This window comes from Microbacterium meiriae (assembly GCF_040702565.1).
Lineage (GTDB): Bacteria > Actinomycetota > Actinomycetes > Actinomycetales > Microbacteriaceae > Microbacterium > Microbacterium meiriae.
In genome coordinates this window covers 1,123,756-1,146,478 of sequence record NZ_JBFBLJ010000001.1, presented here as the reverse complement: position 1 = coordinate 1,146,478, position 22,723 = coordinate 1,123,756, and the positions used below count along the sequence as shown (strand labels likewise).

Sequence of the window (22,723 nt, the reverse complement as noted above, 5' to 3'; positions counted from 1 at the left end):
TGCAGAGGGATCTTGTCGGCGATCAGCGCCGTCGCAGCGGCATATACTGGGAGGCTGGCCGCTCGGCCATCACCCTCCTCCCGAACGAACGGACGTCCGCTGTGCTTGCCGTGCACGACCTCGAGATCCGCGTTGGCGCGCGCCTGCTGATGGAGAACGTCTCGTTCCGTGTGTCCGACGGCGACAAGATCGGCCTCGTCGGACGCAACGGTGCGGGCAAGACGACACTCACCAAGGTGCTCGCCGGCGACGTGCTGCCCTCCGGTGGTACCGTCACCCGCTCCGGTGAACTCGGCTACCTGCCGCAGGACCCGCGTTCGGGCAACCCGGAGGACCTCGCCCGTACCCGCATCCTCGACGCCCGCGGCCTCGGCCAGCTCAACCTCGGCATGACCGAGGCCTCGCTCGCGATGGGCTCGGACGACCCCGCGGTCGCGGCGAAGGCGATGAAGCGCTACGGGGCGCTCACCGAGAAGTTCGAGGCGCAGGGCGGCTACGCGGCCGAGGCCGAGGCGGCGTCGATCGCGCACAACCTCTCGCTGCCGGACCGCATCCTCGACCAGCCGCTGTCGACCCTCTCCGGTGGACAGCGCCGTCGTATCGAGCTCGCGCGCATCCTCTTCTCCGACGCCCAGACGATGATCCTCGACGAGCCGACCAACCACCTCGACGCGGACAGCGTCGTGTGGCTGCGGGAGTTCCTCAAGAACTACAAGGGCGGGTTGATCGTCATCAGCCACGACGTCGAGCTCGTCGGCGAAACCGTCAACCGCGTCTTCTACCTCGACGCCAACCGCCAGGTCATCGACATCTACAACATGAACTGGAAGAACTACCTGCGCCAGCGCGCCGCGGATGAGGAGCGCCGCAAGAAGGAGCGGGCCAACGCGGAGAAGAAGGCGACCACTCTCCAGCAGCAGGCGGCGCGCTTCGGAGCCAAGGCGTCCAAGGCGGCGGCCGCGCACCAGATGCTCGCCCGCGCGGAGAAGCTCCTGTCGGGCCTGGAAGACGTGCGTCAGGAGGACCGCGTCGCGAAGCTGCGGTTCCCGAAGCCGGCGCCCTGTGGCAAGACCCCGCTCATGGCGTCCGGACTGTCGAAGTCGTACGGCTCGCTGGAGATCTTCACCGACGTCGACCTCGCGATCGACCGTGGCTCCAAGGTCGTCGTGCTCGGACTCAACGGTGCGGGAAAGACGACGTTGCTGCGCATGCTCGCGGGCGTCGACCAGCCGGACACCGGCCAGCTCGAGCCCGGCCACGGCCTCAAGGTCGGGTACTACGCGCAGGAGCACGAGAACCTCGACGTCGGCCGCTCGGTGCTGGAGAACATGGTGTCGGCGGCCCCGCACATCACCGAGACCGAGGCGCGCAAGGTCCTCGGCTCGTTCCTGTTCACCGGCGACGACGTCCTCAAGCCGGCCGGCGTGCTCTCCGGCGGTGAGAAGACGCGACTGTCGCTGGCGACCCTCGTCGTGTCGTCCGCGAACCTGTTGCTGCTCGACGAGCCCACGAACAACCTCGACCCGGCCTCGCGCGAGGAGATCCTCGGGGCTCTGGCCCACTACGAGGGTGCCGTGGTGCTCGTGTCGCACGACCCCGGCGCGGTGCAGTCGCTGAACCCGGAGCGCGTCCTCATCCTGCCCGACGGCGTCGAGGACATCTGGAGCCAGGAGTACCAGGACCTCATCGAGCTCGCGTAGCCGGTCGTGGCATAGTCGGAGGATGGCCGAGCAGTCGATCCTTCCTCCCTCGGAGCTCGCGGTATGGTTGCGCGCGCAGCCGGCCCTCACCGGCACGGCTCCACCGCTGAGCCTCGCTGATCTCCCCGACGATCCGGTGCCGCTCTTCCGCGACTGGCTCCGCACGGCGGCCGCAGACGGCGTTCCGGAACCGCACGCCGCGACCCTCGCGACCGTCGACGCGGACGGCCTGCCGGACGCGCGCACGCTGATCCTCAAGGACGTGGACGCGCGTGGCTGGGCGTTCGCCGGAGCACGGTCCTCACGGAAGGCCACGCAGCTCGAGGCGCGTCCGGCCGCGGCCCTGAATCTGTGGTGGCAGCCGCAGCGACGCGCGGTGCGGGTGCGGGGAACCGTGGAGGAGGCGTCCCCGGCGGAGAGCGACGCCGACCTCGCTGCCCGCTCCGAGGACGCACGCGCCGGTCTCCAGCCGGGGGACTGGGTGCTGTGGCGTGTCGTGCCGACGCGGGTCGAGTTCTGGCAGGGCTCCCCGGATCGAAACCACACCCGGATCGTCTACCGCCGCGTCGAGGGCCGATGGCAGCACACCGCCACCGGCGCCGATCCCAGCTCCAGCGATCGATAACGCTCCGCCCCATCACTCGGACGGCACGTTTTCGACCCCGCACCGTCGTCTCGCGCGGGATCGAAAACGCGCCTCCGGTTGCTTACGAACGCCCGTTTTCGATCCCGTAGCAGCGGGGGACACCCGTGCGGGATCGGAAAGGTGCCTGGAAGCGTGCGGGGAGGAGCGTTTTCGAGCTTCGCCGGGGGAGAGGGGGCGGGGTGAGGGCGGGGGTGAGAGGGGCTGGAACCGGGGGGAACGGAGTGGCACACTGTAGCGATCTGCTCGTCGGAGGGGGACGACACATGCGCATGGCACGACGACGGGCTCTCGCGGCCACGCTGGCAGTCCTCCTCGGAGTCGGGGGCGCCGTCGTCACGGCGGCTCCGGCTCTCGCGGCCGCCCCGGTCGGCGGGCCGACGACCCCGGGCATCTGGGGGTATCACACCGTCACATTCGAGTCCCTCGGCAGCACCGTGGCTGAGGTCGCCGTCGTCTCCGGAGGACTGGCGCCTCGGCAGCCGGCGCCCACCTCCGAGGAGGGACCGTTCGACGGCTGGGTCACGGGACCTGCCGGCGCCGAGGAGCCCTTCCGGTTCGAGAGCACCGTCATCACGACGGACCTCGTCGTCCGGGCGACGTTCGCCGACACGCGGATCGTGCAGTTCCTCGCCGGTCCCGCGGGAGAGGACGCCGACCGCATCATCGATGCCGACGAGGTGCGAGACGGCGAGCCGTTGGGGGAGATCGCACCGGATGTCGCCGAGGTCCCGGACGGGCAGGTGTTCACGGGGGAGTGGTACCGGGAGGACGACCCGACCCGGACGCCCTACGATTTCGCTGCTCCTGTCACGGAGAACTTCCGGCTGGTGCCGATCCTCGTCTCCGGCTTCGCGGTGTCGTTCGTGACCGACGGCACTGCCGTGTCCCCCGAGTTCGTCGTCGAGCCCGACACCGCCTTCACAGCTGCGGATCTCGCGGCCATCACGCCGCCGACGAGGACGGGCTACACCTTCACCCAGTGGTGGGCGGATGCGGCGCGCACGCAACCCGTCGATCTCCCGCTGACGGATACCGCGACGCTCTATGCCGGCTGGCAGGGGCAGGACGTCGAATACCACGTCAGCTACTGGCTCGAGAAGCCGAACGTGGTCCCGGAGTCCTACCCGGCGCCGGTGTTCAGGGCCGCGGGAGCGACGCCGCCCGCGTGGACCGACGCGGACGGGAGGCTCAGCGACGCGCAGTTGGCGGACCCGGCGAATTTCCTCTTCCTCGACGACATCGCGTCGACAGCGACCGCGGGTTCCACCGTCGGGGGCCCGACCGTGAAGGACGACCTCCCGACGCCCATCAAGGAGCTCGTGCGCGCGCAGCTCGACCCCGCCGTCGTGCAGTCGGATCCGCTGACATTCGCCGACCTGGCGGTGAGCCAACAGGATGTCACGGTGCAGGGAGACGGATCGACGGTGGTGAACGTCTACCTGACGCGGTCGCTGTGGCGGACGGACTTCCGACTCATCGCCCCGGGAAGCTCGGCGAACGTGCCCGCGGCGTGCGCCGCGGCAGGCACCTACGACATCACCATGGACGTCGGCGGCGCCACGTACTTCGCCTCGACGGTGTCCGGTGGCGCGCAGCTCCTCGGCACGCTCTCGGTCCGCGAGAAGATCGGTTTCGACATGCAGGCCGCGGGCGTGGCGCCGGTGCCGTTGTCGCAGACGGACGGCTCCGGCCTGATCACCGTCTACGACGCCGGGACCGAGAACCAGAGCTGCGTCCTCCGCGGCTGGGGGCCGCAGCAGTTCACCCCTCTGATCTTCACCGCGGTCTACACCGGTGCCGGGGCGGACACCGGTTCCGTCGATCTCGCGAACCGCACGACGACGATGACCGGGAAGATGGCTGCCGCGCGCACCCAGAACCTCACGCAACGATTCGAGTACGCGGAAGAGCTGGACCAGGGGCAGCCCGCTCCGGACGCCGTGCTCGGGCCGGACGGCGTACCGAACGATCCGTTGCGGGTGGAGACGCTGTACGCCAACAACAAGACCGCTGTCCGTGCGTCCGTCCCCGCCGGTCACCAGGTCTTCGGTCAGTACCGCAGCGCGTGGTACTGGGCCTCGAACGGCGATCGGCAGGTCGCCAGCGTCATCGACGGCTTCACGTCGTACGTGGGCTATGGCGCGGGGACGAACACGCAGGGCAACTACTTCCAGCTCGACCAGGCGTCGGGTCATCTGTATCAGCTCAACAACAGCGGGAACGTCAACGACCGGTACCGCTACCAGTTCTACAGCCGCAACACCTACACGCTCAGCTTCGTGACCGGAGGGGGCACAGCCATCCCCGCCGTCACAGGCATCCCCTTCGAGACCGCGCTCGAGCCCTCGGCACCCGCCGACCCGACCCGTGGTCGCGATGTCTTCCTCGGCTGGTACACCGACTCCCAGTTCAACGTGCCGTTCACGTTCGACGGAGCGACGATGCCGGCCAGCAACCTCGTGCTCTACGCGCGGTGGCTGACGGATCCGCACACCGTCCGGTTCTACGACCACCCGTCCAGCCCGGAGCCCATCGACGATCTGACGCAGACGGTGGAGGACCAGGGGATGGCGTCCACTCCGGATCCGTTGCCGCCGCAACCGGACGGCCAGACCTTCCTCGGCTGGTATCAGCGGACGACAGCAGGCTTCTTCGTACCGTATGACTTCGACACGCCGGTCGGCGCCGACCTCGATCTCTACGCCCGGTGGCAGCAGCCGGAGGCCGCTCCCTTCACCCTCCGCTACGACGGGGACGGCAACACCGGCGGCACCGTACCGACGGATCCTCTCGGCTACGACGCCGGATCGAGTGCGATCGTCGTGGACGGAGCGGGGCTGACCCGGGACGACGATGTCTTCGTCGGCTGGCGCATCGCGACGATCGCGGTGGCGCGCATCATCACGAGCCCCGTAGCGGCCGACGGACTCTTCCAGGCCGGACGCACGGTGCGCTTCGCCGGACGGGACATCACGCTCACCGCCGTGTACGCCGATCCGTCTCCCTCGTTCGCCGTGACCTTCCGTGAGAACGGCGGGGCCGATGGCACCGTCGCCTGGGAAGGGCCTCCGGAGGCGTCGATCACCTATCCCGGAGCATTCGACCTGCTCTTCAGAGGGCCCGGGACCACGTTCCTCGGATGGTCGACGTCCGCGGACGCGACGGTCGCCGATCCGGCGTTCGACCGGCTCAGCATCTCGGCGCTCACCGGCGACCTCGTCCTCTACGCCGTCTGGGAGGACGCCCCCGCGCCGCCAGCGCCGACGCCGCCTCCGAACGGCTCCGGAACGGAGCCCGGTGGTGGTCATCTTCCCCGCACCGGAGGGGACCCATGGGGCACGTTGCTCCTCGGGGCCCTCCTGTTCGCCACGGGGATCGTGGCGATGACGGCCCGGCGCCGGAGGCATCGGGGCTGACAACGCAGGCGAGGTCAGCGGGCGTCGAGCAGCTCGTCCTCGACGTCCGCATCGCGGTCGCGGCGCTTCGGAGCCTTCACCGGTGCCGGTTTCCCCTCGACGTCTTCGCGGTGCTTCACGATCTCGGTCCGGATGATGTACCCGATGAAGATGAAGCCCATGATGGCGAACAGGATCCACTGGATCGCATAGGACAGGTGCGGCCCCGGGTCGTCGGTCGGGGACTCGAAACCGCCCAGCGCCGCATCCGCGGCGGGCTGCTCCTCGACCAGGCGCCCGTAGGCGCCGGTGATGACGTCGTCTCCGACGAGGTCCCCGATGGAGGGGAGGTGGATGGTGGGCACCTGGCCCTCCGGAGCCCCTCGCCCGGATGCGGGAAGCGGCTCGCCCGGGCGGAGCCGGACGGTCACCGTGACCTCACCAGAAGGCGGAGAGGGAACCGTGTCCGGGAGCTCGCCCTCGCCCGGGGGCACCCAGCCGCGGTCGACGATGAGCACACGGCCGTCCGCGTCCCGGAAGGGGACAAGAACCTCGAACGCACTCGTGCCTCCGTGCGGACGGTTGCGAACCAGGAGCTGCTCGTCGGCGAGGTACTCGCCCTGCAGGGTGACCGGCCGCCATTCGTCTGCGGGGTCGAGGTCGTCCTCGGCGACGACGTCCGCGAGGGGGACGGCGGGCGCATCGTAGTTCTGCTCCACGAGCGCGATCTGCTCGGCCCGGGACTCGTTCCGCTCGAACTGCCAGTTCGACAGGAAGACGCACGCGATCGCGAAGCCGATGGCGATGAGGACGTACACACCCCAGCGGGTCAGGCGGTTGCTCATGAGGGCACCCCGTCTCGCACCGTCACCGGGAAGTCCCGCGCGGCCAGGTAGTCATGGAGGAAGTCGACGTGCTCATCGCACGCCAGCCAGATCTTCTCGCGGTCGGCGGCATGGATGCGCGGATTGCGCCAGACGACCTGCCTCGTGGCCGCGCTCCGGCATCCGGCGCGCGAGCAGATGAGTTCGCTCATCGGTCCGTGCGGCCTTCGCGGATGGTGATGACGTCAGGGGCGATCTCCGGAGCGGGCGCCGGAGCGGGCGCCGGTGCGTCGATCTCGCGCATCGGCGACTCGGCTGCCGTCTCCGTGCTGTCGCTGCCGGCGTTGGCGAAGACCACGGCGATGTAAGGCAGGACCGCGGCGGCGAGCGCGAACACCCATGTCCACCAGCCGAACGGCTGCACGAAGAACATCAACCCGAAGCACACGATGCGGATCGTCATCGTCAGGGCGTATCGACGCACACGGTGGTCACCCTCATCCCGCGGGGACTGCGGCAGTGAGGTGACGGCCGGTACTCGACGTGCGTTCTTCACGATGGTTCCAGCCTACGCCGCCGCAGCGACATCGGCATGCCCGCGAGGAGCCTCAGTTCGCGAAGACGAAGGGCAGCGTGAAGGCGCCGAACACCACGAGGCTGATGAGCGTCGAGACGATCGTGAAGACGAGCACGCCGATCATCAGGTAGCCGAGGATGAGTCCGGCGATCGCCATGCCGCGTCCGCCGAGACCGGGAGTGCGCCGGATCTGCCCCAGTGCCATGTGGCCGGTGATCACGGCCGCGATCGAGGCGAGCATCGGCACGATCGCCCAGAACAGCACGACACCGGCGATGCCGCAGACGAGCGAGGTGATCGCGAGCCCGCTGGACGGCCGTGCGGGCGGCGCCCCGTACGGCTGCGGGGTGGTGAACTGCTGCGGGGCCGAGTACTGCTGCGGGGCCGAGTACTGCTGAGGTGGCGAGTACTGCTGAGGCGGCGAGTACTGCTGCGGTGCGACGTTGGTCGGCGGTGCCGGCGGGAATCCCGGATACGCAGGGGAGGAGCCGGGAGCCGGCGGGATGGCCGGCGGCTCACCCGACGGACCGGGGATACGGGGATCGCTCACGCTGCTGCCTTTCGTCGCCCTCAGGCTTCCAGGACGGTCTGCGTCTGTCAAACGGCCCTCGTGAACCCGGCACGGCAACGTCGCTAGGATCGATGACGGCTCGGAATCCCGAGCCTCGACCTCAGACCCAGGAGTGCCCATGAGCGCGGAGCGCGTCGTCCTCGTCACCGGAGGCAACCGCGGCATCGGCCGCGCCATCGCCGAGCGCTTCGTGAGGGAGGGATACCGGGTGGCGGTCACCGCCCGGAGCGGAGAGGGGCCGGAGGGCACCCTCACGGTGCGCGCGGATGTCACGGACGCCGCCGCACTCGACGCGGCTTTCACCGAGGTGGAGCAGCAGCTCGGCCCGGTGGAGATCGTCGTCGCCAACGCCGGCATCACCAAGGACACCCTGCTCATGCGCATGAGCGAGGATGACTTCGACAGCGTCATCGCGACCAACCTCGGCGGCACGTTCCGGGTCGTCAAGCGTGCCTCGAAGGGCATGCTGCGCGCGCGGTTCGGACGGGTGATCCTCATCTCCAGCGTCGTGGGCCTCTATGGCTCCGCGGGGCAGACGAACTATGCCGCTTCGAAGAGCGCGCTCGTCGGCTTCGCCCGATCCCTCACGCGCGAGCTCGGCGGACGCGGAATCACGGCCAACGTCGTGGCGCCCGGGTTCATCGAGACCGACATGACCGCAGAGCTCCCCGAGGAGACGCAGAAGCAGTACAAGGCGAACATCCCTGCCGGCCGGTTCGCGACGCCGGACGAGGTCGCGGGCGTCGTGACCTGGCTGGCGAGCGACGACGCCGGCTACATCTCCGGCGCTGTCATCCCGGTCGACGGCGGTCTCGGCATGGGGCACTGACCCCGGGCCCTCGCGGTCAGCGGTCGATCGCACGCACGAGGAGCTCGCCGAGACGTTCCGGCGCGGAGAACTGCGGCCAGTGTCCGGACCCGATCCGGACGACCTCGGCATCGTCGATCGCCCGGTACTCCGTCGCGTACGGGCCCCACTGGCTGATCACCTCGTCGAACGACGTCTGGTCCAGTCCTCCCATCAGCAGGGAGACCGGGATCCCATGCCGAGCGGGGTTGCGCAGCGCGAGTTCGTCAGTCGGGACCCGAGCGGGGATGCTGTGTGTGAGGAGGCTCGTCCGCGCCCTGGTCTCGTCGTCCAGGTCATGCACGTCCTCGTCGGGGAAGAAGCCCCAGCCGGGGAAGGCGACGACGCCATCCTGCACCGGGAACTCGCTGATGCCGGAGCCCGGGGGCGGCGGGACGGTGTCGACGAAGACGACCCGTGCCACGCGGTCCGGGCGTGCGTCGGCGACGCCCCAGGCGACATTGCCTCCGCCACTGTGCCCGACGACCACGACGTCGCCCTCCGTGGCGTCCACGGCGGCGACCGCGAACGCCACCCAGTCATCGATCCCGATGCCTGCTGCCGCCTCCGCGGTGGCGTCGAGTCCGGGCAAGGTCAGTGGGTGCGCGCGGTGTCCCGCCTTCTCGAGAGCGGGCACGACGTCGTCCCAGCTCGATGCGTCGAGCCAGAGACCGGGGATGAGGATGATGTCCATGACCCGACGGTAGACCCGGCCACGGACATCGTCGAGGGTCAGGGGAGCAGAGGGATGACCGTTCCGAGGTCGACAGGGCCGATGACCAGGCTCGCCGATTCCCGGACGGCGGGCTTGGCGTTGAACGCGAGCCCCAGGCCGGCGACCGCCATCATCGGGAGGTCGTTGGCGCCATCGCCGATCGCGATGGTCGCGTGCCGTGCCACGCCGAGCTCCTCCGCCCAGGTGCGCAGCCAGAAGGCCTTGGCCGCCCCGTCGACGATGTCGCCGTCCACCTCGCCCGTCAGTGCACCGTCGGCCACGGACAGACGGTTGGCACGCCAGCGGTCGACACCGAGCCCCGGCGCGACGTCGTCGAGGATCTCGTGGAACCCGCCCGAGACCACGCCGACCACCCCGCCTCGGGCGTGGACGGCGGCGGTGAGCTCGCGGACACCGGGGGTGGGCTCGACGCGGGCGCGGACCCGGGCGAACGCCTCGACGGGTACGCCCGCGAGAGCCGCCACTCGGGAGCGGAGACTGGTCGCGAAGTCGATCTCACCGCGCATCGCGGCTTCGGTGGCCGCCTGCACCTCGGCGCGGCGACCCGCTTCCTCCGCGAGGAGCTCGATCACCTCGTTCCGGATGAGCGTGGAATCGGCATCGAGGACGACGAGGAATCGCGCGGTGGTCACGCCATCGAGCCTAGCGACCGGAGTCCGGGGCTCGGCACCGCTCGACGCCTCAGCGCTCGATGAACACGCCCTTGCCGACGACCGTGATCCCCGATTCCGTGACCGTGAACCCGCGGGCGAGGTCCCGTTCGCGGTCGACCCCGACCGTCGCCCCGTCGGCGAGGACGACGTTCTTGTCGAGGATCGCCCGATGCACGCGTGCGCCCTGGCCGACGTGGACGTGATCGAACACCACGGAGTCCGTGATGGTCGACCCGCCGCCGGCGAGCGTCCACGGGCCCACGACGCTGCGCTCGAGGTGCGTGCCGGAGAGCACCGACCCCAGCGACACGATCGAGTCGATCGCGTTCCCGATCCGTCCCACGGAGTCGCGGACGAACTTCGCCGGCGGGGAGTTGACCGCCTGCGAGTGGATCGGCCACTCCATGTTGTAGAGGTTGAAGATCGGGAGGGTCGAGATCAGGTCCCGGTGCGCGTCGAAGAACGAGTCGATCGTTCCCACGTCGCGCCAGTAGGAGCGGTCGCGTGGCGACGAGCCAGGGACCTCGTTCTGCTTCATGTCGTAGTAGCCGGCCTCGCCGCGGTCGACGAAGTACGGGACGATGTCGCCACCCATGTCGTGGCTCGACGTCGGCAGCTCTCCATCCGCCTCGACCGCCGCGATGAGGGCGTCCGTGTCGAAGATGTAGTTGCCCATGGAGGCCAGGACTTCGTGCGGGGAGTCCGCAAGACCCGTGGCGTCGGTCGGCTTCTCCAGGAACTGCCGGATGCGCCCGGACTCGGGGTCGGCGTCGATGACCCCGAACTGCGACGCCAGGGCGAGGGGCTGGCGGATGCCCGCCACCGTCGCCTTCGCGCCGGACTCGATGTGCGCCTCGAGCATCTGACGGAAGTCCATCCGATAGACGTGGTCGGCGCCGATGACGACGACGATGTCCGGCTTCTCGTCGTTGATGAGGTTCATGCTCTGCAGGATCGCGTCGGCGGAGCCGGAGAACCACCGCTTGCCGAGGCGCTGCTGGGCGGGGACGGACGCGACGTAGGAGTCGAGGAGGGCCGACATCCGCCACGTCTGCGAGATGTGCCGGTCGAGACTGTGCGACTTGTACTGGGTCAGCACGACGATCTGTCTCAGCCCGGAGTTGATGAGGTTCGAGATGGCGAAGTCGATCAGGCGGTACTGCCCGCCGAACGGGACGGCAGGTTTCGCGCGGTCGGCCGTCAGCGGCATGAGTCGCTTGCCCTCGCCGCCGGCGAGGATGATCCCGAAGACCTTCTTTGGAGCGGACATGGCTCCACCATAGATGCGGTTCGGCGCGGGGAACTAGCATCTGGACAACCCGCTCGATAGCGTCTAGGCATGCGAGTCGAGATGATCACCAAGGAGTATCCGCCGGAGATCTACGGAGGCGCGGGTGTACACGTCGCCGAGCTCGTCTCCGCGCTGCGTCGTGACATCGACGTGACGGTGCGCGCGTTCGGTGCGCCGCGCGATGAGGACGGCACCTTCGCCTACCGTGCCCCGGAGAGCCTCGCCGCCGCCAACCCGGCTCTGCAGACCCTCGGCACGGACCTGGAGATCGTGTCGGCCATCGCGGGCGCCGACGTCGTGCACAGCCACACCTGGTACGCGAACTTCGCCGGCCATCTCGCCTCCCAGCTCCACGGCATCCCGCACGTGCTCACGGCGCACAGCCTCGAACCGCTCCGGCCGTGGAAGGCCGAACAGCTCGGGGGCGGCTACGCCGTCTCGAGCGGGATCGAGAAGCTCGCCTACGAGAACGCCGCCGCGGTGATCGCGGTGAGCGCCGGCATGCGCGCCGACATCCTGCGCAGCTACCCGCAGGTCGACCCCGCACGGGTCCGCGTGATCCACAACGGCATCGACGTGGAGCGGTGGCGTCCTGTGCACGACCCCGCCTTCCTCTCCTCGATCGGCATGGACCCTGACCGTCCCTCGGTGGTCTTCGTCGGCCGCATCACGCGGCAGAAGGGGCTGCCGTACCTCCTGCAGGCAGCGCGGTTGCTGCCTCCGGAGGTCCAGCTGATCCTGTGCGCCGGAGCGCCGGACACCCCGGAGATCATGGCGGAGGTGCAGGAGGGGGTGCGGCTGCTGCAGCAGACCCGCGAGGGTGTGGTGTGGATCGAGCGGATGCTGCCGCGCGATGAGCTGTCGGCGATCCTGGCCGCGGCGACCACGTTCGTCTGCCCGTCCGTCTACGAGCCCCTCGGGATCGTGAACCTCGAGGCGATGGCCTGCGGAGCGGCCGTCGTGGGGACCGCGACCGGCGGAATCCCGGAGGTCGTCGACGACGGCGTGACGGGCCGGCTGGTCCCGATCGAGCAGGTACAGGACGGCACGGGCACACCCACCGATCCCGACCGCTTCGTCGCCGATCTCGCGGCGGTCCTGACCGAGGTCACCTCGGATCCGGCGCGGGCTCAGGAGTACGGGGAGGCCGGTCGGGAGCGCGCCCGCGCGCAGTTCAGCTGGGGTGCGATCGCCGACGAGACCCGCGCGCTCTACGCAGAGCTGTCCGCCTGAGCCGATAGGCTTTCGGTATGCCGATCGCTCTGGAGTTCACCGACGTCGTCGTGCGCCGAGAGGGGCGCAACATCATCGATCACGTGACCTGGCAGGTCTCGGACGATCAGCGATGGGTGATCCTCGGGCCGAACGGGGCGGGCAAGACGACCCTGCTGCAGCTCGCCGACACCTTGATGCATCCCACCTCTGGCACCGTCACCGTCCTCGGCGAGACGCTCGGACGCGCGGACGTCTTCGAGATCCGACCCCGGATCGGGTTCGCCTCGACGGCCATGGCCAAGCGCATCCCGCGCGACGAGACGGTTCTCAACACGGTCCTCACGGCGGCGTACTCCGTGCTCGGCCGCTGGAACGAGAGCTACGAGGACATCGATGAGCGGCGCGCACTGCGGGTGCTGGGGGACTGGCGTCTCGCGCACCTCGCCGACCGCACGTTCGGCACGCTGAGCGACGGCGAGCAGAAGCGCGTGCAGATCGCCCGCGCGGTCATGACCGACCCCGAGCTGCTGCTGCTCGACGAGCCGACGGCCTCGCTCGATCTCGGGTCGCGTGAGGAGCTGCTGGCGCTGCTGGGCGGCTACGCCTCCGCTCCGACGACGCCCGCGATGCTCATGGTGACCCATCACGTCGAGGAGATCCCGGTCGGGTTCACGCACGTGCTGCTGATCCGCGACGGGGCCGTGGTGGCGGCGGGCCCGATCGCCGAGACGCTCACCGCCGATGCCCTCGGCGAGACCTTCGGCATGCCGATCGCGCTCAGCAGCGAGGACGGGCGCTACTCCGCCCGCGCCGCCTCCTGAGCTCGGTTCCGATGGGTTACTGAGCTCGGCCCCGATGGGTTACTGAGCTCGTCGAAGTACTGGTAGAATCGATCCTTGGTGCGTTCGTACCACAGACTTCCCTCGTCCCTGGCACAATCCAGGGCAGCAACAAAGGAATCCCATGAAGACTGACATTCACCCCGAGTACAAGGCTGTCGTGTTCCGCGACCTGGGTTCGGGCGAGACCTTCCTCACCCGCTCCACCGTCACGAGCGACAAGACGATCGAGCTGGACGGCGTGGAGTACCCGGTGATCGACGTCGAGATCTCCTCGGCCTCGCACCCTTTCTACACGGGCAAGCAGCGCATCATGGACTCGGCCGGTCGCGTCGAGAAGTTCAACCAGCGCTTCAAGGGCTTCGGCGGCTCCAAGTAAGGACCGCTTCACGAAGGCCCCGCGCTCCTCGGAGCACGGGGCCTTCGTCATGCCCGGTGGGGTGCTCACACGTCGATGACGATGCGTCCGTGCTGGATGCGGCCCGGCGGGTCGCCGGGGCTCGGCGCCGGGGCGGTGCGCCGGGTCTGCCGGTCGCGCTCCTGTCCCGCCTCGTGCGCCGTGGGGGACCACACGGCATCGAAGACGCCGACGAGCCCTCCGGATCCGGCCTGCTCGTACTTCTCCTCCACCGGGCGACGGGAGAGGGAGTGCCGGATGCCGACGAAGAAGAGCACCGGCCCCGCACCGAGTACGAGGGCGATCGTGGTCCATCCGAGCAGATGCTCCATGCGCCCAGGATAGATCGCCGACCATGTCGACGGTATCCGTCGCGCGGCGGATGTCAGCGGACGCGGCGTCCGTGGGCCAGGTCGATCAGGCGCGCCAGCACAGGACCGCTCCGCAGGCCGTTGTGCTCGTGCTCACTCGTCACCCACGGCGTCACACCGGGGAGCAGGCGGGCGGTCTCCAGCGAGAACTCCAGCGGCACGTACAGGTCGTTCACGTACACCGCGGCCGCTCCCGTGGCTCCGGAGTCGGCGAGAGCGACGGTGTCGTAGATCCGCGGCCAGGGGTGCTCCGCCAGGATCGACGTGACCTCGCGCCACGGCTGCAGCCCGGGGACGGTGTCCGCCCATTCGCGACGGATGTGCTCGCCCGTGAACAGCGTGGGGTCGTCGCGGAAGTCGTCAGGCTCGACGCGCTCCGCCGACCACCGCGTCGTGTGTCCGCTCGCGTAGCTCGACTCGTGGAACGCGTAGTACAGCGGATTGCGTGCGCCGAAGGGCATGGCGTGCTGGAGGTCGTAGCGGAAGGCGTTGGAAGAGGGATCGCGCTCGAGGAGGGACCAGAGCGTCTGCCAACCGTCGTCGGTGCCGAGAGCGGAGCCCACCGAGCGGAGGCGGGAACGCGATACGACCTCGCCGTCGGGGAGGACGAGTTCACCGGCGTCCGCGAGATCAATCAGGCGTCGCATGACGTCGCGGTGCTCCGGGAAGCGCCGGTAGTACCGCTCGGACGCCGTGCGCATCATGTCGTAGCAGAGGGCGTAGACCTCGTCCGGGTCGCGCTCGACCGTGCTGAGGCCTCCGGTGATGAAGACGTCGTCGAGCGAATCCGCGTGGGTCGACAGGTAGGCCAGCGTCGTGAACCCGCCGAAGGACTGCCCGAGGACGCTCCACGTCGGCACCCCCAGGTGCTCCCGCAGCGCCTCGCAGTCGCGCACGATGGCATCGGCGCGCAGGTGCGTCAGATGCTCGGCGACGGCTTCGGCGCCCCGCACGAGGTCGCCGTCGCCGACCGGGGAGGAGAGGCCGGTGCCGCGCTGGTCCAGGAGGACGAGTCGGTAGTGCGCGAGGGCCTGGTCCAGCCACGCGGGCGCTGTGGAGGAGTGGAAGGGACGCGGGGCTTCGTGCCCGGGCCCGCCTTGGAGGAACACCAGGTAGGGGAGGGCCTCGCCTCCCTCCCGTGCGACGACGCGGGCGAACACGTCGATGGTGCGGGTGTCTGCCGGGTCGTCCCAGACGAGGGGAACCGTGAGCGTGTGCTCCTCGACGGCGAGGTCGAGCAGGCGGCGGCGGATGACAGTGGTCACGGTCACATCACATTCCCGATGTAGGAGTACTTCACGAAGACCTCGGCGGCGATGCCGGACTCGTCGAGGACCCCCTGGACGGCCGTCATCATGTAGTTCGAGTCCCAGCCCATGTAGAGGTAGTGCGTGTCGTCGAGGTCATCCCAGTGCCCCTTCCACGCCTTGTCGCGGTAGATCGGGCCGCCGTGGGTCGCGCAGTAGGCGAGAGCGGCCTCGGTGGTGTCCGTCCAGGCGCGGCGGAACACGCGGTTGAACAGATGCTTGACGTCGTAGACCTCCCATCGCTCGCCGCGGTACTCGACGTAGTCGAACTCGCGCTCCCACCCCGCCGGCCAGCCGCGGCGTCGGACCGCGTCGAGGATCGGGGTGAGTCCGTCGTCGTCGATCTCGGGCAGCGCGGGTCGTGCCCACACGCGGACGAGGTCGGCCGTCAGGCCCACCGTGCGTGCGGTGATGGCCGCCGTGCCCCAGGACTCCTGCGCGGCCAGAGCGCGAGTGGCCGGCACCGCGCTGCGTGCATAGGCCTCATCGCGCTTGACCGGGAACGAGGCGCCGAACACCCGCTCCGTGAGCCCCTGCTCCAGCAGTGTGAGGTTGCCGAGGGTCGGCGCGAGGGCGCGGTGGCTGTTCTGCTCGTCTTCCGAATACTCGCTCCACGGGCGCACGCCGTCGCCGGACCAGGCGTCGCCGGGCACGGCGGGCACGATGTGCTCGACGTCGTAGCCGTCCACGTCATCGACGCCTTCGAGCCGGCCGAGCACGTAGGCCGGATACGGCAGCTCGCTGTACTTGAGCACCGCACTGACCCGTTCGTCCGACGGGGTGATGCGCGCGATGGCGCGGGCGAGGGCGTCGTGTCCGTCGCGACGCGCACGGCAGAGACGGGCGATGAGCCGCTCGGCGGGAAGGTTCACGAGCGCGCGACGAAGGAACATCGCCTGCAGCCACTCGAGCGTCTCGAGGAGCTGGGCCCGGTCGATGAGCCCGCGTGCGTGATCGCTGTACGCGCTCATGACGAGCGGGTACGAGGAACGTCCGAACGTGTTCACGTGCCGCAGCTGACGCGCGATCTCGGGGTCCGGTTCCTTCGTCGGATCGAGGAGGAGGCCGTAGATCTCCGCGTAGTGCCGCCAGGTCTCGGCGTCGGCCTGGAGGTGCGCGACGTCGACGCGCGGGAACGACTGGCGGAACGCGCTGTACACCCCGTGCTCCCCGTTCGCCGCCACCTCTCGCCCCGTCACGAGCACGAGGTAGTGGCGCCAGAACGCTCCGATCGCCTCGCCCGTGTGCTGCTCGATCGGTAGCCAGAACCGCGCCTCCACGTCCATCTGCTCGGCGTGGTTCAGGCCCATGAGGATGTAGTTGTGGATCAGCTCATGGTCCCGCAGCGGTTCGCCGGTGGAGTTCAGGCTCTCGAAGATCTGCTGCGCGTTGGCCTGCGCACCGAGCGTGATCGAGACGTGCTCCAGTCGCTGCAGCCCCTGCCAGATGAGCGGCACCTCGTCGGCATGGATCTGGCTGCGGAAGAAGGCGTAGTTGTCGTCGAAGCGCGACTCGCGATCGAGGTCGTCACGGCGGTCGAGCACGACCGACTCGTAGAGATCGGCCCAGGCATCGTGCGGCCGAAGCTTCGTGCGCTCCGGGTCGTCGGTGCGCACCAGCACGCGGGCGAGGTCGGCGGCGAGCTCCGGGTCCCGGTCGCGCACCGAGTGATGCAGCGCGGCGACGAGGAGCATGAGCGTGGTGAGGCGCTGCTGCCCGTCGATGAGGATGAGGTCGGCGTCCGGGCCGGAGCCGTCCTCGGCGGAGAGGATCGAGCCGATGAAGTGGCGATGCGCGTCGTCTTCCGCGGCCACCGCCCTGACGTCGGAGAGGAGCCGCTCGCAGCCGCCGATGTCCCAGCGGTACTGCCGCTGGTAGACGGGGACGACGATGGTCGTGCGTCCCGCCGCGAGCCATTCGATCGTGTTGACTGCCGTCGCCTCGACGTTGGTCGCGGTGCTCATGCTGGTGTCTCGTCCTCCCGTAGCGACAGGCGCCACGGACGCGCCGGGTGCCCCGCCCAGTCTATTCGCTTATCCACGGTGACCCTCCGGGGGAGGGCCAGGTCCCGCTGTTAGCCTTGCCTTATCAGGGCCTGTTAAAACGTGCTGGCCCCCGATGAAAGGAACATGACTCGATCATGGGATACATCAAGTCCGCAGCGCTGGAGGAGAAGGGCTTCGTCGTCCTCGACAGCTACGACCAGGAGGCCGACCCCAAGGAGTGGCTCGACATCGAGTACGTCGACTGGAAGTCCTCGGGCGACACCCGGTTCGCGCCCCTCGCCAGCGCCTTCGGTGACATCGAGTGCAACGGCTTCTGGAACCACAAGCCGCCGCGCACCGACAAGGACGGCGTCTGGATCGACGAGCAGACCGCCAAGGCCCCGAACCTCACGCGTCGCGCGCAGGAGCCGGGCGCGAACGTCGGTCGCTGCCGCGTCATCGAGCTGCAGCCGACCCCGTACGGCGACTGCCTCTACAACCTGCACCAGGACGACAACAACCGTCTGAACCCGGACGGCACCGGCTGGGTCGTGCGCGGGTTCTTCAACCTCACCGACGACAAGGACAGCTACTTCGTCCTGCGCGAGAACCGCACGGACCCCAGCATCGAGTACCGCATCGCCCTGCCGGCCGGTGCGCAGCTCATCGTCGACACCCAGCGCCTGTGGCACGCCGCCACGCACAACGGCACCGACCCGCGCTACTGCCTCATCACCTCGTGGACGTCCGGTCCCGAGCTCGACGCGTACATCGAGAAGTACCACGGCACCGACGACGTCCCGAACGTCGAGGTCCCGCAGGACGTGCTCGAGTTCGGCTATGCCGAGCAGGCCCGCAAGGACGCCGCCCGCGCGGCCTATTACGCCGCCAAGGGCCAGCAGGTCAAGCAGGCCATGAGCGAGGCGTGAGCGTCCCCACGCTGGGTCGCTGAGCGTCCCCACGGTGGGTCGCTGAGCTCGTCGAAGCGCCCGAAGGCCCCGGTCCGCGGACCGGGGCCTTCGTCGTCGAATCACACGCTTGTGATTTCGCGGGAACTCGGCGAGAATGGGCGCACAACCGCATACTCTCGCCACTTCGTGGTTCAGGTCGTAGGGGAAGACGCACCTGATGAAACGGAGAGATCATGGCGACGGCTTACGCACGCGGAGTGGTGTTCATCCACTCGGCGCCTCGCGCGCTCTGCCCGCACCTGGAATGGGCGGTGGGTCGCGCTATCGGGCGTGCGGTGAACTTCGATTGGACCGAGCAGCCCGTGCTGACCGGCGCCCGCCGCGCCGAGTTCTACTGGGACGGCCCCGTCGGAACCGGCGCTGCCCTCGCGACCGCGATCCGCGGCTGGGAGCACCTGCGGTTCGAAGTGACCGAGGATCCCACTCCGCGCAGTGACGGCGGTCGGTGGCTGCACACCCCCGACCTCGGGATCCACTACGCCCAGACCGACGCCGCCGGCAACATCGTCATCGGCGAGGACCGCATCCGCTACGCGATGGAGATCGCCGCGGGAAACGCCGTCGAGCTGCAGCGCGAGCTCGACGTCGCCCTGGGCTCCGCCTGGGACGAGGAGCTGGAACCCTTCCGTCACGCCAGCGACGACGCGCGCGTCGTCTGGCTCCACAAGGTCGGCTGACCGGCCGCTGAGACCAGGAGCGCGGAGGCGTGAGTATCGGATGCCGGTGAGTGATCCCGGACGCTGAGAAGACGAATCCCCGCTCCGCTCGACGAGGACCCCGCCCCGGGTGACCGGGCGGGGTCCTCGTCTGTGCCGGTCAGATCACTGCGGCGTGAGCAAGGTCGGCGGTGGCGTCCACTCCACCGCCGCGCACGTCCGCCCAGGCCTGCGCCAGGCGCGTCATCGCCTCCGCCGTCCGCTCGGGGGGAAGCGTGATCGGGACCCGGAGGCGGCGCTCCAGCACGCCGCCGGTCGTGAAGCGCGGCCCGGGTGGGAGGATGAGATCCCGTTCCCGTGCGGCGAGGGAGAGCGTGGTCGACAAGGGGGCACCGAGGTCGATCCAGGCGGAGAGGCCGCCGGGCGTCTCCGGCATGCGCATCCCCGGGATATCCGCGATCCCCGCAGCCACCGCGTCCCGCCCCGCCGTGAGGCGGCGTCGGACATGATGGGTGAGCGCCGGGACGTCGTCGAGAAGCTCCACGGCGATGCACTGCTCCAGGAGCGCTGTGCCGAGTTCGAACGAGGGACGGACGGCCAGCAGTCGAGCGATGACCGAGCGCTCGGCGCGCACCCAGCCGATGCGCATGCCTCCCCAGGCGATCTTCGACATCGACCCGACCGTGATGACGTTCGGCCCCTCGGCCGCCATGGGCACCGGAGCCCATCCGCGGTCGATGTCGAGTTCCGCCGTCGTCTCGTCCACGATCAGATGGGTGCCGGTGTTCCGGGCCGTCGTGGCGATCCGGGACCGCTCCTCCTGCGGCAGCGTCGCGCCGGTGGGGTTGTGGAAGTCCGGGATGAGGTAGGCGACGTGCGGCCGAGCCGTCAGCAGCGTGTCGGTGAGGTGCCGGGTGTCCCAGCCGTCGGTGTCGACCGGTGTGGGGACCAGACGGTAGCCGTGACGGTGCAACGCCTCGAGCGCGTGCGGAAAGGTCGGCTGCTCCACGAGGGCGCGTTCGCCCCGGCGGCCGATCGCCGTGAGGATGAGGTTGACGGCGTTCAGGGCGCCGGAGGTGATCATGATCTCGTCCGGCGTGGTGACCGCGCCGCGTTCGGTGAACCGGCGGGCCACGGCCTCACGCAGCTCGGGAAGACCCTGCAGCGAGTAGCCGCTCGTACCGCGCAGAGCAGCGAGTCGGGGGAGGGAGCGCACGGTGGCGTCGTACAGACCGGGGGTCGAGTCCATGGAGGCGATCGAGAGGTCGATCGCCTCGTCGTCCCGGCCCGGGGTGGCTGTCGACGGGCCGTGCGGGAGCGCGACGCGGGTGCTGCCGCCGTGATGCCGGGACACGTAGCCGGCGGCCTCCAGCACGCCGTACGCGCGGGTGATGGTCGACCGGGACCGTCGCAGCTCGAGGGCGAGGGCGCGCTCGCTCGGCAGTCGCTCGCCGACAGTGAGGCGACCGTCGAGGATGAGCGCTCTGATGCGGTCGGCGAGACCGGACGCCGAGGCGTCGTCGAGGTCCTGGATGCCGAGCTGCGTGACGAGACGGGATGCCATGCCTCCAGACTGCCGCAAAGTGGCCTTCCATGTGCAGGCCACTTTTCGCTCAGTGGTCGTCCTCGGAGGTGTTCGCACGGGCCACGATGGAGAGATGCTCTTCCGTGCCGTCTTCCTGCCTTTCACCGCGACCAGCCGTCGGGACCTGGTCGAGCGGCTCGCGCAGCTCGTGGGCGGGCTCTTCCTCTACGGCGTCGCTCTCGGCTTCATGGTGCGGGGCGGCATCGGCGTCGCGCCCTGGGACGTCCTGTCGCTGGGCGTCGCGGGCTGGACGGGACTCGGGTATGGGGTCGTCACGGTGCTCATCTCGATCGTCGTCCTGCTGCTGTGGATCCCGCTCCGTCAACGGGTGGGCCTCGGCACTCTGCTGAACGCCCTGCTCATCGGACCGTTCGCCGACCTCACGCTCCTCGTGCTGCCCGCGCCGCCGTCCGTATGGGTGGGGGCGCCCATGTTCGTCTTCGGACTCGTGCTGCTGGCGTTCGCCACCGGTCTCTACATCGCGGCCGACTTCGGTCCCGGACCGCGCGACGGACTCATGACCGGCCTCGTGCGAGTGACCAGGTGGCCGGTCTGGCTGGCCCGGACGGTCATCGAGGGCTCCGTGCTGCTGGTCGGCTTCCTGCTCGGCGGCCCCGTCGGCGTCGGCACCGTGCTGTTCGCATTCGGCGTCGGTCCGCTGATCGGCTGGTTCCTCCCGCGGATCGAGCGCCGCCGTCGGGAGCGTTCGCAGCGCCTTGCCGTCCGGGCGAGCGCGCCCCTGGGTCCCTGAGCCTGTCGACGGGCCAGAGCGGACCGCGCACGACGAAGGCCCCCGGGATCACATCCCGGGGGCCTTCGTCGCGCATGCGGAAGCGGTCAGTCGACGCCGCCCAGCACGAGCACGGCGTTGTGTCCGCCGAAGCCGAACGAGTTGCTGATGGCGATCTGCGGGCCGTCGCCGAGCGGAGCCGCCTCTCCGGACAGACGGAAGGGGACCTCCGGGTCCGGCTCGGTCATGTTGATCGTCGGCGGGGCCACGCGGTCCCGCAGCGCGAGGAGGGAGAAGATCGCCTCCAGCGCTCCTGTGCCGCCCAGCAGGTGTCCGGTCGACGCCTTGGTGGCCGACACCGGGATCTCGTCGATCCGGTCGCCGAAGACGTTCTTCAGCGCGACGTACTCGTTGGGGTCCCCGACCGGGGTCGAGGTCGCGTGGGCGTTGATGTGCGTCACCTGGTCGGGGGTGATGCCGGCCTCCTCGAGTGCCTGGACGACGGCACGCGCCGCACCCTTGCCCTCGGGGTCGTTGCCGGTGATGTGGTAGGCGTCGGCGGTCACACCGCCTCCGAGGATGTAGCCGTAGATCTTCGCGCCGCGGGCCTTGGCATGCTCCTCGGTCTCGAGGATGAGGGCGGCGGCACCCTCGCCCATCACGAAGCCGTCGCGGTCGATCGCGCCGGGTCGCGAGGCGTGGGCCGGGTCGTCGTTACGACGCGACAGCGCCTGCGCGGAGGCGAAGGCGGCCATCGTGATCGGGTGGATCGCCGACTCGGTGCCACCGGCGATGACGACGTCGGCCAGGCCCTCCTGAAGGTGGTGGAACGCGTGGATGATCGACTCGGTGCTGGAGGCGCAGGCACTGACCACGGTCTGCGCGTAGGCCCGGGCTTCGAACTGCAGCGACAGGTTGCCGGCGGCCGCGTTCGGCATCAGCATCGGCACGGTCAGCGGCATGACCCGGCGCGGGCCCTTCTCACGCAACGTGTCCCAGGCGTCCAGCAGCGTCCACAGGCCGCCGATGCCCGTCGCGAAGTCGACGCCGAGGCGCTCGGGAGCGACCTCTGGCGAGCCCGCGTCCGCCCAGGCCTCGCGGGCCGCGATGAGGGCGAACTGCGAAGACGGGTCAAGACGCTTCGCCTCGTGGCGGGGCAGCACCTCTTCCGGACGGACGCTCGCAGAGGCGGCGAACGTGACGGGGAGGTCGTACTCCTGCACCCAGTCGTGCTCGATCGTGCGGGCGCCGGAGGCACCGGCGAGGAGGTTGTCCCAGTTCTCCGGGGCCGTCCCGCCGATGGCGGAGGTGGCGCCGATGCCGGTGACGACGATGCGCTTGGTCATGAGGTGTGGTTCCTTGTCGAAACGAGGTCGTGCGGGGGATGGGCAGGGCCGGAGGATGCCACGCCTCGCGCGGGGCGAGGG

General features: G+C 69.6%; 22 protein-coding genes. 10 read left to right on the top strand and 12 right to left on the bottom strand.

The features are described from left to right. The first annotated feature begins 101 nt into the window (after nucleotides 1-101). From AB0310_RS05565 to AB0310_RS05555, 3 genes are all read left to right on the top strand, one after another. Nucleotides 102-1,700, top strand: coding sequence for an ABC-F family ATP-binding cassette domain-containing protein (locus AB0310_RS05565; protein WP_187661623.1), 1,599 nt, complete (start codon nucleotides 102-104; stop codon nucleotides 1,698-1,700). Nucleotides 1,701-1,722: 22 nt separating this feature from the next. After that, nucleotides 1,723-2,325, top strand: a complete 603-nt coding sequence (locus AB0310_RS05560) for a pyridoxine/pyridoxamine 5'-phosphate oxidase (protein WP_366236737.1) — start codon at nucleotides 1,723-1,725, stop codon at nucleotides 2,323-2,325. 284 nt (nucleotides 2,326-2,609) lie between these two features. Beyond that, a complete protein-coding gene (locus tag AB0310_RS05555; RefSeq protein ID WP_366236736.1) occupies nucleotides 2,610-5,762 on the top strand; it encodes an InlB B-repeat-containing protein in 3,153 nt (1,050 codons plus the stop codon). Between the two features lie 14 nt (nucleotides 5,763-5,776). Here AB0310_RS05555 and AB0310_RS05550 read toward each other — a convergent pair whose 3' ends face one another. From AB0310_RS05550 to AB0310_RS05535, 4 genes are read right to left on the bottom strand one after another with little or no spacing between them, the layout of a single operon-like run. Beyond that, nucleotides 5,777-6,586 carry an SURF1 family cytochrome oxidase biogenesis protein gene (locus AB0310_RS05550; RefSeq protein ID WP_366236735.1) on the bottom strand — a complete coding sequence of 270 codons (810 nt, stop codon included), beginning with the start codon at nucleotides 6,584-6,586 and terminating at the stop codon, nucleotides 5,777-5,779. Then, on the bottom strand, nucleotides 6,583-6,777 hold the full coding sequence (locus AB0310_RS05545; RefSeq protein WP_363443690.1) for a hypothetical protein: 195 nt from the start codon (nucleotides 6,775-6,777) through the stop codon (nucleotides 6,583-6,585). The genes AB0310_RS05550 and AB0310_RS05545 overlap by 4 nt, the downstream gene beginning before the upstream one ends. Continuing rightward, nucleotides 6,774-7,121, bottom strand: a complete 348-nt coding sequence (locus tag AB0310_RS05540) for a DUF3099 domain-containing protein (protein WP_187661618.1) — start codon at nucleotides 7,119-7,121, stop codon at nucleotides 6,774-6,776. Before AB0310_RS05540 ends, AB0310_RS05545 begins: the two co-directional genes overlap by 4 nt. 52 nt (nucleotides 7,122-7,173) lie before the next feature. Then, nucleotides 7,174-7,692, bottom strand: a complete 519-nt coding sequence (locus tag AB0310_RS05535) for a DUF4190 domain-containing protein (protein WP_232089030.1) — start codon at nucleotides 7,690-7,692, stop codon at nucleotides 7,174-7,176. 139 nt (nucleotides 7,693-7,831) lie between these two features. On the opposite strand from AB0310_RS05535, the gene AB0310_RS05530 reads away from it, so the two are divergent. After that, the gene (locus AB0310_RS05530; protein ID WP_187661617.1) at nucleotides 7,832-8,542 is read left to right on the top strand and encodes a beta-ketoacyl-ACP reductase; all 711 of its coding nucleotides are present in this window, start codon (nucleotides 7,832-7,834) and stop codon (nucleotides 8,540-8,542) included. Nucleotides 8,543-8,558: 16 nt separating this feature from the next. Here the strand turns inward: AB0310_RS05530 and AB0310_RS05525 are convergent, their stop codons facing one another. From AB0310_RS05525 to AB0310_RS05515, 3 genes are read right to left on the bottom strand one after another with little or no spacing between them, the layout of a single operon-like run. Continuing rightward, on the bottom strand, nucleotides 8,559-9,254 hold the full coding sequence (locus AB0310_RS05525; protein WP_187661616.1) for an alpha/beta fold hydrolase: 696 nt from the start codon (nucleotides 9,252-9,254) through the stop codon (nucleotides 8,559-8,561). 38 nt (nucleotides 9,255-9,292) lie between these two features. Continuing rightward, nucleotides 9,293-9,928: a phosphoserine phosphatase SerB gene (gene serB, locus AB0310_RS05520; RefSeq protein ID WP_187661615.1), complete on the bottom strand. Its 636-nt coding sequence runs from the start codon at nucleotides 9,926-9,928 to the stop codon at nucleotides 9,293-9,295. Between the two features lie 49 nt (nucleotides 9,929-9,977). Further along, entirely contained in the window at nucleotides 9,978-11,219 is a 1,242-nt protein-coding gene (locus tag AB0310_RS05515; protein WP_062634342.1) for a glucose-1-phosphate adenylyltransferase, read from the bottom strand. Nucleotides 11,220-11,288: 69 nt separating this feature from the next. Here AB0310_RS05515 and glgA point away from each other — a divergent pair, with 69 nt between their 5' ends. The 3 genes from glgA (at nucleotide 11,289) to AB0310_RS05500 (ending at nucleotide 13,673) form a co-directional block, all read left to right on the top strand. After that, the gene (glgA, locus tag AB0310_RS05510) at nucleotides 11,289-12,473 is read left to right on the top strand and encodes a glycogen synthase (RefSeq protein WP_187661613.1); all 1,185 of its coding nucleotides are present in this window, start codon (nucleotides 11,289-11,291) and stop codon (nucleotides 12,471-12,473) included. A gap of 17 nt (nucleotides 12,474-12,490) precedes the next feature. Beyond that, the gene (locus AB0310_RS05505) at nucleotides 12,491-13,276 is read left to right on the top strand and encodes an ABC transporter ATP-binding protein (protein ID WP_187661612.1); all 786 of its coding nucleotides are present in this window, start codon (nucleotides 12,491-12,493) and stop codon (nucleotides 13,274-13,276) included. Nucleotides 13,277-13,418: 142 nt separating this feature from the next. Beyond that, nucleotides 13,419-13,673 (top strand): type B 50S ribosomal protein L31, encoded by a 255-nt coding sequence (locus AB0310_RS05500; RefSeq protein ID WP_187661611.1) that lies wholly within the window; start codon nucleotides 13,419-13,421, stop codon nucleotides 13,671-13,673. 65 nt (nucleotides 13,674-13,738) lie between these two features. Here AB0310_RS05500 and AB0310_RS05495 read toward each other — a convergent pair whose 3' ends face one another. From AB0310_RS05495 to AB0310_RS05485, 3 genes are read right to left on the bottom strand one after another with little or no spacing between them, the layout of a single operon-like run. Beyond that, nucleotides 13,739-14,023 (bottom strand): hypothetical protein, encoded by a 285-nt coding sequence (locus tag AB0310_RS05495; protein ID WP_187661610.1) that lies wholly within the window; start codon nucleotides 14,021-14,023, stop codon nucleotides 13,739-13,741. 53 nt (nucleotides 14,024-14,076) lie between these two features. Then, nucleotides 14,077-15,333, bottom strand: a complete 1,257-nt coding sequence (locus AB0310_RS05490; protein WP_366236734.1) for an alpha/beta fold hydrolase — start codon at nucleotides 15,331-15,333, stop codon at nucleotides 14,077-14,079. Beyond that, nucleotides 15,330-17,333, bottom strand: coding sequence for a DUF262 domain-containing protein (locus AB0310_RS05485; RefSeq protein WP_187661608.1), 2,004 nt, complete (start codon nucleotides 17,331-17,333; stop codon nucleotides 15,330-15,332). The genes AB0310_RS05490 and AB0310_RS05485 overlap by 4 nt, the downstream gene beginning before the upstream one ends. Nucleotides 17,334-17,509: 176 nt before the next feature. Between AB0310_RS05485 and AB0310_RS05480 the strand changes: the two genes are divergently transcribed. Continuing rightward, the gene (locus AB0310_RS05480; RefSeq protein WP_025103622.1) at nucleotides 17,510-18,283 is read left to right on the top strand and encodes a hypothetical protein; all 774 of its coding nucleotides are present in this window, start codon (nucleotides 17,510-17,512) and stop codon (nucleotides 18,281-18,283) included. Nucleotides 18,284-18,498: 215 nt separating this feature from the next. Further along, on the top strand, nucleotides 18,499-19,002 hold the full coding sequence (locus AB0310_RS05475; protein ID WP_187661607.1) for a DUF3145 domain-containing protein: 504 nt from the start codon (nucleotides 18,499-18,501) through the stop codon (nucleotides 19,000-19,002). A 139-nt stretch (nucleotides 19,003-19,141) separates the two neighbouring features. Here AB0310_RS05475 and yczR read toward each other — a convergent pair whose 3' ends face one another. After that, complete coding sequence (gene yczR, locus AB0310_RS05470) at nucleotides 19,142-20,545, bottom strand: MocR-like transcription factor YczR (RefSeq protein WP_363443707.1); 1,404 nt, start codon at nucleotides 20,543-20,545, stop codon at nucleotides 19,142-19,144. A 94-nt stretch (nucleotides 20,546-20,639) separates the two neighbouring features. Here yczR and yczE point away from each other — a divergent pair, with 94 nt between their 5' ends. Then, nucleotides 20,640-21,317, top strand: a complete 678-nt coding sequence (gene yczE, locus AB0310_RS05465; protein ID WP_259952293.1) for a membrane protein YczE — start codon at nucleotides 20,640-20,642, stop codon at nucleotides 21,315-21,317. Nucleotides 21,318-21,403: 86 nt separating this feature from the next. Here yczE and AB0310_RS05460 read toward each other — a convergent pair whose 3' ends face one another. Further along, nucleotides 21,404-22,642, bottom strand: a complete 1,239-nt coding sequence (locus AB0310_RS05460; protein ID WP_187661604.1) for a beta-ketoacyl-[acyl-carrier-protein] synthase family protein — start codon at nucleotides 22,640-22,642, stop codon at nucleotides 21,404-21,406. Between the last annotated feature and the right edge of the window lie 81 nt (nucleotides 22,643-22,723).